This is a genomic window from Sodalis sp. RH14 (assembly GCF_047324285.1).
In the GTDB taxonomy this organism is placed as follows: domain Bacteria; phylum Pseudomonadota; class Gammaproteobacteria; order Enterobacterales; family Enterobacteriaceae; genus Acerihabitans.
Window position 1 is genome coordinate 1,652,295 of the sequence record NZ_CP178739.1, and the last position, 16,783, is coordinate 1,669,077.

Genomic DNA, 16,783 nt, shown 5'->3' on the forward strand with positions numbered 1-16,783 from the left:
TGCCCGGGACAAGCCGTCCGGGCAGTCACGGACTCAGGCGGGAACCTGATGTTGATCCAGTCCCGCCAGCAGTTGATCCACATACTGCAGTCGTTCCAGCCGTTCCGGCAGTGGCTTGATGAATTTCAGCCGCGTCGGGCCGTCGAGACGGAAGGTCTTGGGATCGCGCTGCAGCAGGCCGATAAGATAGACCGGATCCACGGTGTTTTTCTCGCTAAATTCAATAAACCCGCCTTTTTCATTGCCCTCGATGCGTTTGATACCCAGTTTGCGCGCCCGTTGCCGCAGGCCGGCGATATCCAGCAGATGACGCGCCGGATCGGGCAACAGCCCAAAGCGGTCGATCAATTCCACCTTCAGCTCTTCAATTTCCCGGGTATCCGGCGCGCTGGCGATGCGTTTATAGAAAGATAAACGGGTATTGACGTCGGGAATATAGTCTTCCGGCAACAGGGCGGGCATGCGCAGCTCCACATCCGTGAGCTGGCTGGTTAAATCCTCCAGCGAGGGTTCGCGCCCGGCCTTGAGCGCGTCCACCGCGCTCTCCAGCAGTTCCATATATAATGAAAACCCAATGGTTTGCAACTGGCCGCTCTGGTCTTCTCCCAGCAGTTCGCCGGCGCCGCGAATTTCCAGATCGTGGGTGGCCAGGGCGAAACCCGCGCCCAGATCCTCCAGCGACGCAATGGCCTCCAGGCGTTTTAACGCATCCTGGCTCAGGGCCTTGGGCGGCGGGGTCAGCAGGTAGGCGTAGGCCTGGTGATGGGAGCGCCCCACACGGCCGCGCAGCTGGTGCAATTGCGCCAGCCCGAAATGGTCGGCGCGCTCGATGATAATGGTATTGGCATTGGCGATATCAATACCGGTCTCAATAATGGTGGTGCAGACCAGGACATTGAAGCGCTGGTGATGGAAATCATTCATCACCCGCTCCAGATCCCGTTCCCGCATCTGGCCGTGGCCGATGGCGATACGTGCTTCCGGCACCAGTTCCTGCAGGCGATGGGTGGCTTTTTCAATATTTTCTACATCGTTGTACAGATAATAAACCTGCCCGCCGCGCAGCACTTCGCGCAGGATAGCCTCGCGCACCACCAGGCTGTCGTATTCGCGCACAAAGGTTTTTACCGCCAGCCGGCGGGCGGGCGGCGTGGCGATGATGGACAGATCGCGCATACCGCTCATGGCCATATTCAGGGTACGCGGGATGGGCGTGGCGGTCAGGGTCAGGATATCCACATCGGCGCGCATCGCCTTGATGCGCTCTTTATGGCGCACCCCGAAGCGATGTTCCTCGTCGACAATCAGCAGGCCCAGATCGCGCCATTTAATCTCGTTTTGCAGCAGCTTGTGGGTCCCTATCAGGATATCCACCTTGCCGTCGGCGGTCTGCTCCAGGACCTGGGCCTGATCCCTGGCGCTGCGAAACCGGGAAATCATCTCGATGCGCACCGGCCAGTTGGCGAAACGATCGCGGAAATTATCGAAATGCTGCTGGGCGAGCAGGGTGGTCGGCACCAGCACGGCCACCTGCTTATGATTCTCAATGGCCAGGAACGCGGCGCGCATCGCCACTTCGGTTTTGCCGAACCCCACATCGCCGCACACCAGGCGGTCCATGGCCAGAGGCTGGCACATATCGCTTAACACCGCGTTAATCGCCTGTGCCTGGTCGGGCGTGGGCTCAAAGGGGAAACCCTCGCAAAACAGCTGGTAATTCTCGCGGTTTTGCCGGAAAGCAAAGCCCACCTTCGCCGCCCGTTGCGCATAGATATCCAGCAGTTCGGCCGCCACGTCGCGCACCCGTTCCGCCGCTTTCTGCCGCGCGCGCGACCAGACGTCGCCGCCGAGCTTATGCAGGGGCGCGTTCTCCTGGGCGCCGCCGGAATAGCGGCTGATCAGATGCAGCGAGGAAACCGGCACATACAGCTTATCGTGGCCGGCATAGGTCAGGATCAGGTACTCGGCCTTGATGCCGCCGGCTTCCAGGGTGGTCATGCCGCCGTAGCGGCCGACGCCGTGTTCCAGGTGCACCACCGGCTGGCCCGGATGCAATTCCGCCAGGTTGCGGATCAGGGTATCGGCATTAATGGCGCGGCGGTTATCCTGACGCCGCCTGCTTACCCTTTCCCCCAGCAGGTCCCCTTCGCATATCAGGGCGCGCCCGCGGAACTGATCGATGAAACCGCGTTCGCTGGCGCCGATAATCAGGTAGTTGCCGGGGCCTTGGGCATCATCGAGCCGGGCGATTAATTTGGGGTTGATCTTGATGCGCGCCAGCAGTTCCTGCAGCGTTTCGCGCCGTCCCTCGCTTTCCACCGAAAAAATCACGCAGCCGTCGAACTGCTCGCAGAACCGGCGTAATTTATCCATCGGCGCTTTGTTTTGCGCCTCCACCGCCAGGTCCGGCAGCGGCTGATATTCCATATTGATATTGGCGGCTTTCGCGTCCAGCCGCTCGCCGATCAACTGTACCCGCGGCCAGTTTTTCAGCTCGCTGAACAGCCCGTCGACCCGTAGCCACAGCATTTCGGGCGCCACCAACGGCCGCATCGGGTCCACCCGGCGGTTTTCATAACGCGCCACGGCATCCGCCCAGAACCGCCCGGCCCCGGCTTCCAGATCGCCGGTATTGACCAGCAGGGTATTGGCGGGCAGGTAGCTGAACAATGCCGGCAGCGGTTCGCTGAAAAACAGGGGTTGCCAATATTCGATGCCCGGAGGCAAGGTGCCCTTGCTCACCTGCTGGTAGATATGCTCGGCGTCGCGCCGGACCTCGAACTGTTCGCGCCATTGGCTGCGGAACAGCTCAATGGCCGTTTTGTCGGTGGGAAACTCATGGGCCGGCAACAGGTTTATCTGATCCACTTCGTGCAGGGTGCGCTGGCTGTCGACATCAAAAATGCGCAGGCTGTCGATTTCATCATCGAAAAAATCGATCCGGTACGGTTCTTCGCTGCCCATGGGATAAAGATCGAGCAGGGCGCCGCGCGTGGCGTACTCTCCGTGCTCCATGACCTGATCCACGCTGCGGTAGCCGGCCTGCTCCAGCTGCGCGCGCAGCTTGTCCCTGGAGAGGCGCTGGCCTTTTTTCATCACCAGCGCGTGGCCGTGCAGGAATGAATGGGGGCATATCCGTTGCATAAGGGTATTGATCGGCAGGATAATGACCCCGCGATCCATGGCCGGCAGTTGATATAATGTCGACAATCGATCGGATATGATTTCCTGGTGCGGGGAAAAATTGTCGTAAGGCAGGGTTTCCCAGTCGGGCAGGGTGATCACCGGATGGCGCGTAAACTGCCGGATTTCGTCGTGCAGGCGCAGGGCGTTTTGCATATCCGGCGCCACCAGCATCACGGGACCGGGGTAGCGATCGACAATGGCGGCGCATTCGACGGCGCAGGCGGCGCCGGTGAGTTGACCCAATAAACGTTGTTCACCGGGTTTAGTGGGTAAGGTATAACGATATTGTTCGGACATAAACAGTGGTCAGATCTCTTCTCTTGCGCCGGGGCCAATACGATATGGACTATGGCGAAACGTGCGTGCATTGAGCATGATGGCTTATGTTAGGCAGCCTAACAAGAATAAAAGCCGGCGGTAGCGGCGGTTAGTAGTTCCATAATAGGGTACGACCCTTTATTATCCTTGATCACTTTGCTTTGGCAACCGGCATCCAAACGGAATTCAATGTATCAACCTGTCGCATTATATATTGGCCTGCGCTACATGCGCGGGCGGGCATCAGACCGCTTCGGGCGCTTTGTCTCCTGGCTATCCACCATCGGCATTACCCTCGGCGTCATGGCGCTGGTCACCGTATTATCGGTGATGAACGGCTTCGAGCGCGAGCTGGAAGGTAACATTCTCGGCGTCATGCCCCAGGCATTGATTACCACCCCCGGCGGCTCGCTTGATCCTAAACGCATTCCGCCCTCGGCGCTAGGTGCGCTTAAGGGCGTCAGCCGTATCGTGCCGCTGACCACCGGCGACGTGGTGCTGCAAAGCGCGCGCAGCGTAGCCGTCGGGGTCATGCTGGGCGTCAATCCGCAGGATCCCGAACCGCTGGCCCGCTACCTGGTCAACATCCATATGGATGCGCTCCAGCCCGGGAGTTACCAGGTTATCCTCGGCGAACAGCTGGCGGGACAACTCGGCGTGAAACGCGGCGATCAGCTGCGGTTAATGGTGCCAGGCTCAAGCCAGTTTACGCCGATGGGCCGCATTCCCAGCCAACGCCTGTTTACCGTGGCCGGCACCTTTGCCGCCAACAGCGAGGTGGACCAATACCAGCTGTTGACCAACCAGCAGGACGCCTCGCGCCTGATGCGCTACCCGGCCGGCAATATCACCGGCTGGCGCCTGTGGCTGCAAAAGCCCCTGGACGTCGAGGCGGTCAGCCGCCAGCGGCTTCCCGAAGGCACCCAATGGAAGGACTGGCGCGAGCGCAAAGGCGAGCTGTTCCAGGCGGTGCGCATGGAAAAGAACATGATGGGCCTGCTGCTGAGCCTGATAGTGGCGGTGGCGGCGTTCAACATTATCACCTCGCTCGGCCTGCTGGTGATGGAAAAACAGGGTGAGGTGGCCATTCTGCAGACCCTCGGCCTGACCCGGCGCCAGGTGATGCTGGTGTTTATGGTGCAGGGCGCCGGCGCCGGCATTATCGGCGCCCTTCTGGGCACCGGCCTGGGCGTGCTGCTGGCCAGCCAACTGAATAATTTAATGCCGGTGATCGGCGCTTTCCTCGATGGCGCGGAGCTGCCGGTCGATATCGACTCACTGCAGGTTGCCACCATCGCCGTGCTGGCGATGGTCGTGGCGCTACTGTCCACGCTTTATCCTTCCTGGCGCGCGGCCGCCGTTCATCCCGCTGAGGCTTTACGTTATGAATAATGCTCCTTTGTTGCAGTGTAACAATTTGAGTAAGCGTTACCAGGAAGGCAAGTTGTTTACCGATGTACTGCGCGACGTGTCCTTTTCGATGCTGCCGGGCGAGATGATGGCCATCGTCGGCAGTTCGGGCTCGGGTAAAAGTACCCTGCTGCATTTGCTCGGCGGCCTGGACGAGCCGACCTCCGGGGAGGTGATTTTTGAAGGCCAGCAGCTGACGGCCTTATCCTCCCAGGCGCGCGCGGAGATCCGTAACCGCCGGCTGGGGTTTATCTATCAGTTCCATCATTTGCTGCCGGATTTCACCGCGCTGGAAAATGTCGCCATGCCGCTGCTTATCGGCGGCACCACGCCGCAGCAGGCAAAGGCTACCGCGCGGGAAATGCTGGCGTCGGTCGGGCTGGATAAACGCGGCCATCACCGTCCCGCCGAGTTATCCGGCGGCGAGCGGCAGCGGGTGGCGATAGCGCGCGCCCTGGTCAACCATCCGGCGCTGGTGCTGGCCGACGAGCCTACCGGCAACCTGGATCAGCGCACCGCCGACAGTATTTTTGAACTGCTGGGCGAACTGAATATGCGCCAGGGCACCGCGTTTTTAGTCGTCACCCACGATCTTCACCTGGCGCGGCGCCTGAACCGTCAGTTGGAAATGCGCGACGGCCAGCTGCGGCGGGACGGCGACCTGCTGGGAGCGCAGGAATGAGGGGATTTCCGCTTTCGTTGCAAATTGCGCTGCGTTTTAGCCGCGGCCGGCGTCGCGGCGGCATGGTGTCGCTGATTTCGATTATCTCCACCGTCGGCATCGCGCTCGGCGTGGCGGTACTGATTATCGGCCTGAGCGCCATGAACGGCTTTGAGCGCGAATTGAATAACCGTATTTTAGCGGTAGTGCCGCATGGCGAAATCGAGCCGGTTAACCCGCCTTTTACCGACTGGCCGGCGATATTAACCCGGATTGAAAAAGTGCCGGGCATCGCCGCGGCGGCGCCCTACATCACTTTCACCGGCCTGGTGGAGCGGGGCGTTAAGCTCAAGGCCATCCAGATCAAAGGCGTCGACCCGCGGCAAGAGTCCAACCTGAGCGCGCTGCCGCGCTATGTCCAGGATAATGCCTGGCAGGCGTTCAGCGCCGGTAAGCAGCAGATCATTATCGGCCAGGGGGTGGCGCAAGCCCTGGATGTCAAGCAGGGCGACTGGCTGACCGTGATGATCCCCAACAGCGATCCGCAGATGAAATTGCTGGAGCCAAAGCGTATCCGCCTGCAGGTGAGCGGTATCCTGGCGCTCAGCGGCCAGCTGGATCACAGCTTTGCCATGGTGCCGCTGGCGGATGCCCAGCAGTACCTGGATAAAGGCCAGGACGTCAGCGGCATCGCCATTAAGGTGAATAATCCCTTCATCGCCAATAAGCTGGTGCGGGACGCGGGCGAGGTGACGAAAACGTATGTGTATATCCGCAGCTGGATGGGCACCTACGGTTATATGTACCGGGATATCCAGATGATCCGCGCCATCATGTACCTGGCCATGGTGCTGGTGATTGGCGTGGCGTGCTTTAACATTGTTTCCACGCTGGTGATGGCGGTTAAGGATAAAAGCACCGATATTGCGATATTGCGCACCCTGGGCGCCAAAGACCGCTTAACCCGTGCTATTTTTATTTGGTATGGCCTGCTTGCCGGCCTTACGGGCAGCCTGAGCGGCGTGGTGGCCGGCGTGCTGGTGGCGCTTAACCTCACGGATGTGATTAAAGGGATCGAACGTTTGCTGGGGCATAATTTATTATCCGGTGATATTTATTATATCGATTTCCTGCCAACCGAACTGCATTGGCTTGACGTGGCGATCGTGCTGGGCACGGCGCTGCTGCTTAGCCTGCTGGCCAGTTGGTATCCGGCGCGGCGGGCCAGCCGTATCGACCCGGCAAGAGTGCTCAGCGGTTTATAAACGCCTTGCGGCCTATCCGTGCCATGCATTAAGGAATCAGCAGCATGCGTATTCATCGCCGGTTAATCCGGTTTCGTAAAAGTAAACGGCTCAGGCAGCAGCGATTGCGCTCACGTATTTTTCACCGTGACACCATGGCGGTAACCAAGATGAAAAAACCTTTTGTAGTGGTGCTTACCGGCGCCGGGATCTCGGCTGAATCGGGTATTCGTACTTTTCGCGCCGCCGATGGCCTGTGGGAAGAGCATCGGGTCGAGGATGTCGCCACTCCTGAGGGCTTCCAGCGTAACCCGCAGCTGGTGCAGGCGTTTTATAACGCCCGCCGCCGCCAGCTGCAGCAGCCGGAAATCAAGCCCAACGCCGCCCACGTGGCGCTGGCGGAGCTGGAACAGATGCTGGGCGATAATTTTCTTTTGGTCACGCAGAATATCGATAACCTGCACGAACGGGCCGGCAGCCGGCGCGTGATCCATATGCATGGCGAACTGCTCAAGGTGCGCTGCGTCAGCAGCGGCCAGATTATCGAGTGGACCGACGATATTACGGAAACCGACCGTTGTCATTGCTGCCAATTCCCGGCGGTGCTGCGTCCGCACGTGGTCTGGTTTGGCGAAATGCCGCTGGGCATGGATGCCATATACGACGCCCTTGGCAAAGCGGATTATTTCCTGGCGATCGGCACCTCCGGCCATGTTTATCCGGCCGCGGGGTTTGTCCATGAGGCGCGAATAAGCGGGGCCAGGACGGTGGAGCTCAACCTCGAGCCCAGCCAGGTGGAGAGCCAGTTCGAGGAGCGGATTTACGGTCCGGCGAGCGAATGCGTGCCGGCATATGTGGCGCGGTTTATTGAGGGCTTTGTGGAGCAGCGGGGATAAATCGGGACGCTGTAGCGCGTTGAGGAGAATTGCCGCTGCCAGGGATTGGGACGCGCGGCGAGGGTAAGGTTTGCTTTGGGCTTGGTCGGGATCTGGTCGTTCGGCGAGGGTTTCGCTTGCCATGACTGCGCCAAGGGCAAAACCTGTCCCGCGTTACAATGCTTATTGAAGCGCCCGGCCTGAGGTTTTATTCGTATCGGTCTTCTCGATGGCGTCAGGATTAAACGCCATTTCATTACGAAAAAGCGATATATTACGACGGAAATATTACTGTCGCCTACGGTGAAAAATTATAAAAAGCCTATTAATTAAAATATAATGCTTAATTAAAATGGTCCCAGAAGACTCTCCTACATCAATAACTGCGAGCCGCACCATTGCCTGTCCTGCGCATTATCTCATTCAGCCTGCGCAATCAATTATTGACATTCCTCACATTTTCTTTACAAACCCATAATGTTTTATTGCTTATATATCAATAGGTAAAGCATTATTTTTTAAATTGTGAAGATAAATTGTTGGATATTAATTAATTTCATGTTACAAAAATTTATGATTCGTTTGGCTCGTTTGTTTTTTTTTACTATAGGAATATCTGGAGATAAAAATGAAAAAGGCTGCTTTTGGCTTGATGATGGTACTCGCGCTTACAGCTTGCTCGGGTGGAATGATGGGAGGGGAAGATAAGTTCAGCACATCTTACGTTGAGTCTCATATTATCAAGGGTAAAACCACGCAACAGCAAGTTCAAAGTTTGTATGGCGTACCGGATTCAAATGAGAAATCATCCAATGGCGTCACCTGGGTTTATCATAAAAACGGCGCGCTAAGCGATGCATCCAGTTTAACCGGTTTTATTCCTGGTACCGGCGCGATTTCCAGTGCCCTAGGATTGGCTGGTACAGCCAGCTCAGCCTCTTCTCAAGCTAACAAGGTATCAGGGAAAATGAGCGGCAATACTGAAATCCACGGCAATCGTTTCTATGTCACCTTTGATAATAATAATATTGTGGACTACTGGAGTCTAAATTAACTGTTATATCAGTGGGTAAATACGTGCAGGCGGTGCGAAAGTCTGGTCCTGCAAGACAGTATTTCCACAGACTTGCCTAAGGTCATCAATCTGATTTTATTTTTGATGTTGATGTTGATGTTGACCTTGACCTTGACCTTGACCTTGACCTTGACCCGGCATCAAGCGCGCTGACGGCAGGGCGGACGACCGGACGAGCCGCAGGGAGGCGGCGAGAGCACGGTTCGCGCCGGGAGCGCGTACCGTGCGGTCCCAGGGGCGGCAGCCGGGACGGAAGGCACCGCGCAGCGGCGCGCGATCTGCCGGAAGCCCGGGATTCGAAAGGGCCGGGGCGACTGCCGGCCCTTCGTCGATTGCCCGCACGGGCCGACATACGCCGCCCCGCTGACGGCAAGCGAAACCTCCCCCAGCCAACACACGCCACCCCGCTGACGGCAAGCGAAACCTCCCCCAGCCCACATACGCCGCCCGCTGACGGCAAGCGCAACATCCCCCAGCCAACACACGCCACCCCGCTGACGGCAAGCAAAACCTCCCCCAGCCAACACACGCCACCCCGCTGACGGCAAGCGCAACATCCCCCAGCCAACATACGCCGCCCCGCTGACGGCAAGCGCAACATCCCCCAGCCAACATACGCCACCCCGCTGACGGCAAGCAAAACCTCCCCCAGTCAACACACGTCCCCCCAATGACGGCAAGCGCAACCGCCGATCCCAGCCTACACACTATATGCCCCCCGCAGGCTGCCAATGGCATTCTCCGGCAACACCCCTTTCCCGCCGCGATATAAAATCATGCTTCAGGTCAAACCCCGCCGGTTTAGGTTCTGCCGGCAAACGGAATACGCTATGCTTAGGCAATTATGCTTTTTTGCAGGTCAAAACCATGAAAACTGACCTGACACAATATTTGCAAAATCATCGCTACCCATAATAGGTGCCAGTGATGCGACAGGCGGAAAAAATGGACAAATTACTCGATCGTTTTCTACATTACGTTTCCATCGATACCCAATCAAAACCGGGGGTTAAACAAGTCCCCAGCACCGAAGGGCAATGGAAACTGGCTCATGTGCTGCAGGAAGAGCTGTCCGCCCTGGGATTTGAACAGGTGACATTAAGCGATCATGGCTGCCTGATGGCGACGTTGCCTGCCAATGTCGCCTGGCCGGTGCCGGTTATCGGCTTTATTTCCCATATGGACACCGCCCCGGATTTTACCGGCAAACATGTCAATCCGCAGATCGTCGAGAATTATCGCGGCGGTGATATCGCCTTGGGCAACGGTGATGAAATACTCTCGCCGGTAATGTTTCCTGTTTTGCATCAGCTGATGGGCCATACCCTGATCACTACCGACGGCAAAACGTTGCTTGGGGCCGACGATAAGGCCGGCATAGCGGAAATCATTACCGCTATGGTGCGCATCAAGGAGAAACAGCTGCCCCATGGCGATATCCGTATCGGCTTTACCCCCGATGAGGAAGTCGGCAAAGGCGCGCAGTTTTTTGATGTCGAGCGTTTTGGCGCCCAGTGGGCCTACACCATGGACGGCGGCGGCATCGGTGAGCTGGAATATGAAAACTTCAACGCCGCGTCGGTGCTGGTAAAAATTGTCGGTAACAACGTGCATCCCGGCACCGCCAAAGGGGTAATGGTGAATGCCTTGACGCTGGCCACGCGCTTTCACCAGCGCATGCCCGCCGACGAAACGCCCGAGGCTACTGAAGGCTACGCAGGTTTTTATCACCTGAACAGTATGAAAGGCAGCGTCGATCGGGCGGAAATGCATTATATCGTGCGTGATTTCGACCGTCAGCGTTTTGAAGACCGCAAGCAATTTATGATCACCACCGCCGAAGAACTGGGGAAGGGGCTACACCCGGATTGCTATATCGAACTGACTATTGAAGACAGTTATTACAATATGCATGAGCAGGTGGCGCAGCATCCGCATATCATCGAGCTGGCGCAGCAGGCCCTGCGCGATTGCGGTCTGGAACCGATAATGAAACCGATCCGCGGCGGCACCGACGGCGCTCAGCTGTCGTTTCGCGGGCTGCCGTGTCCGAATTTATTTACCGGCGGGTATAACTACCATGGCAAACATGAATTTGCCTCGCAGGACGGCATGGAAAAAGCGGTGCGGGTGATTATGCGCATCGCCGAGCTGACCGCGTTGCGCGCGAAAGGCCTGCCGCATAAGGCATAACGAAAAAGCCCGGTGGAAACCGGGCCTGGTGTACGTCGGCTTGCAGCGGGTTTGACAGCAGCAACCCCCGCTACGGCGCTTCAATCCCTCGTTTTAGTTCTTGAAATACCAATAGCCGCTATTGATCAGCGCCGTCAGCAATGCCAGGAACGAAGGATCGTCCAGCGCCGCGCCAAACTGCGCGCCGCTAATGACATAAGCGCCGGCCAATACGGCCAGCGCCTGTTTATGCTGGGTGACAATCTGTTCGCCGTTGACATAACACTCTTCGCCAACTTTTAATACGCGCAGGCCGCCGAGACGGTGCAATTGGTCGCCCTGTTGCAGCAGATCGTATATTTCGCCGGCCTGGTAAGGCGGTTCCGGCGGGGCGATATCCAGCTCATGGCGCGACTGGGAAATAAACTCGCCAAACCAATGATTAAATCTGTCCGGCTGCTGAACCAGATCCATCATCATGGCGCGCAGCGCATCGATCTCCTCCGGCAGAACGGCGGACGGGTCGGCGCGCGGTGTCAGGGTGGGATCGCTATAGCGTTGGCTGCCCAGTTCCTGCGCCAGGACATAATCGGCAAAACCGCTGACCAGCTCACGGCCGCTGGGGGCGCGAAAGCCTACCGAATAGTTAAGCGCATTTTCCAGCGAATACCCTTCGTGCGGATAACCGGGCGGAATATACAGCATGTCGCCCGGCTCCATTTCTTCATCAATAATGGCGTCGAAAGGTTCTACCTGCAGCAGATCCGGATGTGGGCTGTGCTGTTTCAGCGCCTTTTTATCGCCAACCCGCCAGTGACGACGGCCCTGTCCCTGGATAATAAACACGTCGTACTGATCAAAATGAGGGCCGACGCCGCCACCGGGCACGGCGAAAGAGATCATCAGATCATCGATCCGCCAATCGGGCAATTGGCGGAAAGGGCGCATCAGCGCGGCGGAAGGTTCATGCCAATGGTCGACGGCCTGGACCAGCAGGGACCAGTTGGTCTCGCTCAGTTTATCAAAACTCTCAAAAGGCCCATGGCTGACCTGCCAGCGCCCGTCCTCATGGCTGACCAGGCGGCTGTCGACCTCGGTTTCCATTGCCAGGCCCGCCAGTTCATCCGGCGTTAAGGGATCGATAAAATTCTTGAAAGCGCGTTTAATGATGACCGGCCGCTTTTGCCAGTAGCGCTGTAAAAAGTCATTCCAGTCAAGATCGAGTTGATAATCCATAGCCTATTCCACCGTGAGGGACCCTGTCTGGATTATAACGGAAGCCGGTAGGCTACGGGGGTTAAATTATCCGACATGCCGCAAAATACCGCTATAAAATAGGCCAAGGACGCGCTTCTTTATCAAAATATAGGCCGCTTGCGTAGATCAGTCGTCGTCCTGGTAACCCTGCTGGCGCTTGAAGATCACTTCCACCAGGGCGCCCCCCAGCGCGCTTTCGCCGACGATGATATCGCCCTCATATTGCTCCAGGATTTCCGCCGCAACCGAGAGACCCAGGCCCTGTCCCGGACGCAGGGTATCGGCGCGCTGACCGCGCTTGAAGATCAGGGTGCGTTTAGAAGCGGGAATGCCAGGTCCGTCGTCTTCGATAAGCAGGTGCAGCTCTTTTTCGTTCGCGCGCGCGCTGATCTCGACAAATTCCAAACAATATTTACAGGCATTGTCGAGGATATTGCCCATCACCTCCATGAAGTCGTTCTTTTCGCCGATAAAGGTCAGTTCAGGGGAGATGTCCAGTGAAATGGAGACCCCCTTGCGCTGATACACTTTGTTGAGCGCCGAGCACAGGCTGTCCAACAGCGCCGGTACGGAATGCAGTTCGCGGCTGAGCACGTTATGATCGGAATGCACGCTGGCACGGTGCAGGTAATAGCCGATTTGCTGCGAGATACGACTGATTTGCTCCAGCATGATCGGTTCCACCAGCTCGATATTGGTTTCCCTCCCGGTGCGCAGGGAGCGCAGCGTCGTCTGCAGCACCGCCAGCGGCGTTTTCAGACTATGGGTGAGATCCGACAGGGTGGAGCGGTATTTTTGGTAACGCTGGCGCTCATTGTTCAGCAGAATATTCAGGTTGCGCACCAGAATGCCCAGTTCGCGCGGCGGATTTTCATCCAGCCGGTCCCGTTCGCCGCCCTCCAGTTCGCGGACCTGCTGCACCAGGTCCTTGATCGGGCGCAGGCTCCAATGCGCCGCCAGCCACAGCAGCGGCACCACCAGCAGCAGGTTGGCCAGCAACACATAGCTGAACCACTCCCAGACCAGGTCGGTGCGCTGCAGTTCATGGGGAATGGTATCCACCACCACGATGGTCAGCGGGGGCAGCCGCCCGGTCGCCGGGTAACGATTCACCGCCACCGAGTGCGTCAGCGCGTTGCTGTCGCTGCTGTCGAAATCTTTCAGTTTGTCCTGCGCGGTGGGATTGTCGCCCAGCACCGCGCTGCTGGTGCGGGTATCGGTATCCAGCTCGAAATAGCCGGTTTTCGCCAGCCACTCGGGTTTCAGCCGTGTTTCCAGGGCCGGCACATAGCGCTGGCGCCAAAGGATTTGGCCTTTATCGTCATAGATGAGCACCAGGGCGGCAAAGTTAATGTCGATGTTGGGGGGAACGGCGATAGTCAGCTGGTTGTCTTTCCACTGCGCCAGGCTGAAGAACAGATTGCTTTCACCGCGCAGAAGGCGAAACGAGGTTTTGTCAAAGCTGACGCTGTAGCCGATGACCGCCACCATGCCGTAGCATAAGGAAAGCGCCAGAACCACGCAGGCGGTAGCCAGCAGGAATCTGACGCGAAGCGAGAAGGGCTTCTTATGTTGATAAGGGAAGTGGGCCATAGATCTTAATTAACATCAAAACGATAACCCTGCCCACGAACCGTTGTGATCACTTCATACGGATAATCGGCCTGCATTTTTTTTCGCAATCGCCCCATCAGGACATCGATAGTGTGACTTTCGCGCAATTCCGCGTCGGGATAAAGCTGCAGCATCAGGGAGTCCTTGCTGACTACTTTGCCGGCGTTGCGGATAAGCGTCTCGATGATGGTGTATTCAAACGCGGTCAATTTGATATGTTCGTTATTGATCATCAGTTCGCGGCGCGACAGATCAATCTGGAACGGCGGCAGGGTAATGACCTGCGAAGCCAGTCCGCTGTTGCGGCGCATCAAGGCCTGCATGCGCGCCACCACTTCTTCCAGATGGAAAGGCTTGGTCACATAATCGTCCGCGCCCGCTTCCAGCACGGTGACTTTATCTTGCCAGCCCTCGCGCGCGGTGAGTACCAGAATGGGGATTTTTACCTGATGGGTGCGCCAGCGGCGTATCAGGCTCAAGCCGTCTTCATCGGGCAGGCCGAGGTCGACAATGGCGATATCAGGTGGGTGTTCATGCAAAAAATAATCCGCCTCTCTGGCATCGGCGGCGGCATCGACCTGATGACCCATTTCACGCATTTGTACTGTCAGGTGATGTCGAAGAAGAGAATTATCTTCTATAACCAGAACTCGCATCGCAACTCCTAAGTTAAAGCACCAGTAACGAGCCTGAATCACCCGTCTCTGCCAATCTGTAAAAACAATCCCCTGGGCTGATGGACGTCTTTTGGGAGAGTATCCCAGAGGATGGCTAAACTTATGTTCAACGGAGCTTTAACCGGAGCGTTTGCTAGGGCATTTCACACGCCGGGCATTATTTCAGCTCATCGACCATGGCAACGGCGCGTCCGATATAGTTGGCCGGCGTCAGCGTCTTCAGCCGGGTCTTTTCCTCTTCCGGCAGCGGCAGGCCGTCGATAAAGGCCTGGATGCCGGCGGCGTCAACGCGTTTGCCCCGCGTTAACTCCTTAAGTTTTTCGTAGGGTTTTTCAATGCCATAGCGGCGCATCACCGTTTGGATCGGCTCCGCCAGCACTTCCCAGTTCTGATCCAGCTCCGCCAGCAAACGATCGCCGTTGACTTCAAGTTTGCCGACGCCCTTGAGCGTGGACTGGTAGGCGATTAAGGCATAACCGATGCCGACGCCCAGGTTACGCAGCACCGTGGAGTCGGTCAGGTCGCGCTGCCAGCGTGAAATCGGCAGTTTGCCCGCCAGATGGCCCATGATGGCGTTAGCCATCCCCAGATTACCTTCGGAGTTCTCAAAATCGATCGGATTCACCTTGTGCGGCATGGTGGAAGAGCCGATCTCACCGGCCACGGTGCGCTGTTTAAAGTGGTTCAGGGCAATATAACCCCAGATATCGCGGTCGAAATCAATCAGGATGGTATTAAACCGCGCCATGCAGTCGAACAGTTCGGCTATATAGTCATGAGGCTCGATCTGGGTGGTATAGGGATTCCAGTGAATACCCAGCGAGGTGACGAATTCCTCGCTGAACCGGTGCCAGTCCACCTGCGGATACGCCACGATATGGGCATTGTAGTTGCCCACGGCGCCGTTGATTTTACCGAGGATTTCCACCTGCGACAGCTGCCGGTACTGACGCTCCATACGATAAGCCACGTTCGCCATTTCCTTGCCGACCGTGGACGGGGTGGCGGGCTGTCCGTGAGTACGCGACAACAACGGAATATCCCGGTACAAATGCGCCAGCGCCTTGATGCCGTCGATGATTTTACGCCAATAGGGCAGGATCACGTCCCGGCGGGCGGTTTGCAGCATCAGCGCATGCGACAGGTTGTTGATGTCTTCCGACGTGCAGGCGAAATGGATAAATTCGCTGACCGCGTGCAACGCCGGTACCGACGCCACCCGTTCCTTGAGGAAATACTCCACCGCCTTCACATCGTGATTCGTGGTGCGTTCGATGGTTTTGATGCGCGCGGCATCCTGTTCGCTGAAGTTGGCGGCCAAATCATCAAGGTAAGCGATTGCGTGGTTGTCAAATGCCGGGACTTCGCTGATATCGGCGCATGCCGCCAGTTTTTGCAGCCAGCGCACTTCCACCTGGACGCGGAATTTCAGCAAGCCATATTCACTGAAAATAGCGCGCAAGGCGTCGACTTTGTCGCCGTAGCGGCCGTCAACGGGGGAAACGGCGGTCAGTGAGGATAATTCCATCGATTGCGACTCCTGGGATAAGATTTCAACATTGTGCAAGGATTTGCCGGGCCTGTTCAAACAGGCGATTGCGGGCGAACATCAGTTGCAAACGGCCGCCGCCCACCTGTTGCCACAGCACGGCGGAACGAATGCCGGCCAGTAACGCTGCGCGCACCTTGGCCTGTACCTGCAGGTTCTGCAGCATGGCCGGGGCGCCGGTCACCTGGATACGTGGACCCAGCGGGCTGATGACGTCGACATAAATTGACGCCATGGCGCTTATCAGGGTCTCTGACATTAATTCGAAATGAGACAGCTGGCGGTCAAGCTGGCCGATGCGCTTCGCCAGTTCGTCCAGGGCGCCTTTATTGGCATGCAGTTTACGCTCCAGCACCATCAGGCTCAGGGTATAACGCGTTATCTCCGCTCCCACGCCTTCGCGCGAGGCGTTAAGCATGCCCGCCATGGCTTCCAGCCCGGGCTTGAGATTCGCCGGCCGGTCGCCGTATACCCTAAGCGTCGTGGGCGGGTTAAGATCAAGCAGGCTGCGCAGCGAGACTTCGAGCGCGTCGTCGTCGCACACGCCCTTATTGGCCAATTGCCGGACTAATAACGCGCTTTGGCAGATCCCGGCCAATGCCAGCGTAATATCATAATAATTCTTAGCCAAGGTTACTCCTGTACACTTCCCTGATGATGCGGCGGCGTTTAATCACGCATGGGGGCATTCAGCCGCCGGCCGGACTTATCCCGGCGATAAAATGGTTGTCGTGTCTTTGCCGCC

Annotated in this window: 12 protein-coding genes; 6 read left to right on the top strand and 6 right to left on the bottom strand. The window is 57.4% G+C overall.

Translation table 11 applies throughout. The annotated features are described in order from the left end of the window. Nucleotides 1-33: 33 nt before the first annotated feature. On the bottom strand, nt 34-3,483 hold the full coding sequence (gene mfd / locus ACL2XQ_RS07430; protein ID WP_413728666.1) for a transcription-repair coupling factor: 3,450 nt from the start codon (nt 3,481-3,483) through the stop codon (nt 34-36). Nucleotides 3,484-3,693: 210 nt separating this feature from the next. Here mfd and lolC point away from each other — a divergent pair, with 210 nt between their 5' ends. The 6 genes from lolC to pepT all read left to right on the top strand — a co-directional run bounded on the left by lolC (nt 3,694) and on the right by pepT (nt 10,962). After that, entirely contained in the window at nt 3,694-4,896 is a 1,203-nt protein-coding gene (gene lolC / locus ACL2XQ_RS07435; protein ID WP_410015738.1) for a lipoprotein-releasing ABC transporter permease subunit LolC, read from the top strand. Next, the gene (gene lolD / locus ACL2XQ_RS07440; protein WP_410015737.1) at nt 4,889-5,596 is read left to right on the top strand and encodes a lipoprotein-releasing ABC transporter ATP-binding protein LolD; all 708 of its coding nucleotides are present in this window, start codon (nt 4,889-4,891) and stop codon (nt 5,594-5,596) included. Before lolC ends, lolD begins: the two co-directional genes overlap by 8 nt. Beyond that, the gene (gene lolE, locus ACL2XQ_RS07445; protein ID WP_410015736.1) at nt 5,593-6,840 is read left to right on the top strand and encodes a lipoprotein-releasing ABC transporter permease subunit LolE; all 1,248 of its coding nucleotides are present in this window, start codon (nt 5,593-5,595) and stop codon (nt 6,838-6,840) included. Before lolD ends, lolE begins: the two co-directional genes overlap by 4 nt. A gap of 44 nt (nt 6,841-6,884) precedes the next feature. Next, nucleotides 6,885-7,715 carry a Sir2 family NAD+-dependent deacetylase gene (cobB, locus tag ACL2XQ_RS07450; RefSeq protein ID WP_410015735.1) on the top strand — a complete coding sequence of 277 codons (831 nt, stop codon included), beginning with the start codon at nt 6,885-6,887 and terminating at the stop codon, nt 7,713-7,715. Between the two features lie 607 nt (nt 7,716-8,322). After that, nucleotides 8,323-8,748: a hypothetical protein gene (locus tag ACL2XQ_RS07455; RefSeq protein ID WP_413722435.1), complete on the top strand. Its 426-nt coding sequence runs from the start codon at nt 8,323-8,325 to the stop codon at nt 8,746-8,748. A gap of 966 nt (nt 8,749-9,714) precedes the next feature. Further along, nucleotides 9,715-10,962 carry a peptidase T gene (gene pepT / locus ACL2XQ_RS07460; protein WP_410015733.1) on the top strand — a complete coding sequence of 416 codons (1,248 nt, stop codon included), beginning with the start codon at nt 9,715-9,717 and terminating at the stop codon, nt 10,960-10,962. Nucleotides 10,963-11,055: 93 nt separating this feature from the next. Here the strand turns inward: pepT and ACL2XQ_RS07465 are convergent, their stop codons facing one another. From ACL2XQ_RS07465 to hflD, 5 genes are all read right to left on the bottom strand, one after another. Then, nucleotides 11,056-12,177, bottom strand: coding sequence for a JmjC domain-containing protein (locus ACL2XQ_RS07465; RefSeq protein WP_410015732.1), 1,122 nt, complete (start codon nt 12,175-12,177; stop codon nt 11,056-11,058). Between the two features lie 147 nt (nt 12,178-12,324). Beyond that, nucleotides 12,325-13,791 (bottom strand): two-component system sensor histidine kinase PhoQ, encoded by a 1,467-nt coding sequence (gene phoQ / locus ACL2XQ_RS07470; RefSeq protein WP_410015731.1) that lies wholly within the window; start codon nt 13,789-13,791, stop codon nt 12,325-12,327. Nucleotides 13,792-13,796: 5 nt separating this feature from the next. Then, entirely contained in the window at nt 13,797-14,468 is a 672-nt protein-coding gene (phoP, locus tag ACL2XQ_RS07475) for a two-component system response regulator PhoP (RefSeq protein ID WP_162364562.1), read from the bottom strand. A gap of 178 nt (nt 14,469-14,646) precedes the next feature. Further along, nucleotides 14,647-16,017, bottom strand: a complete 1,371-nt coding sequence (gene purB / locus ACL2XQ_RS07480) for an adenylosuccinate lyase (protein WP_413722438.1) — start codon at nt 16,015-16,017, stop codon at nt 14,647-14,649. Between the two features lie 25 nt (nt 16,018-16,042). Then, nucleotides 16,043-16,669 carry a high frequency lysogenization protein HflD gene (gene hflD / locus ACL2XQ_RS07485; protein WP_410015729.1) on the bottom strand — a complete coding sequence of 209 codons (627 nt, stop codon included), beginning with the start codon at nt 16,667-16,669 and terminating at the stop codon, nt 16,043-16,045. Nucleotides 16,670-16,783 lie beyond the last annotated feature (114 nt).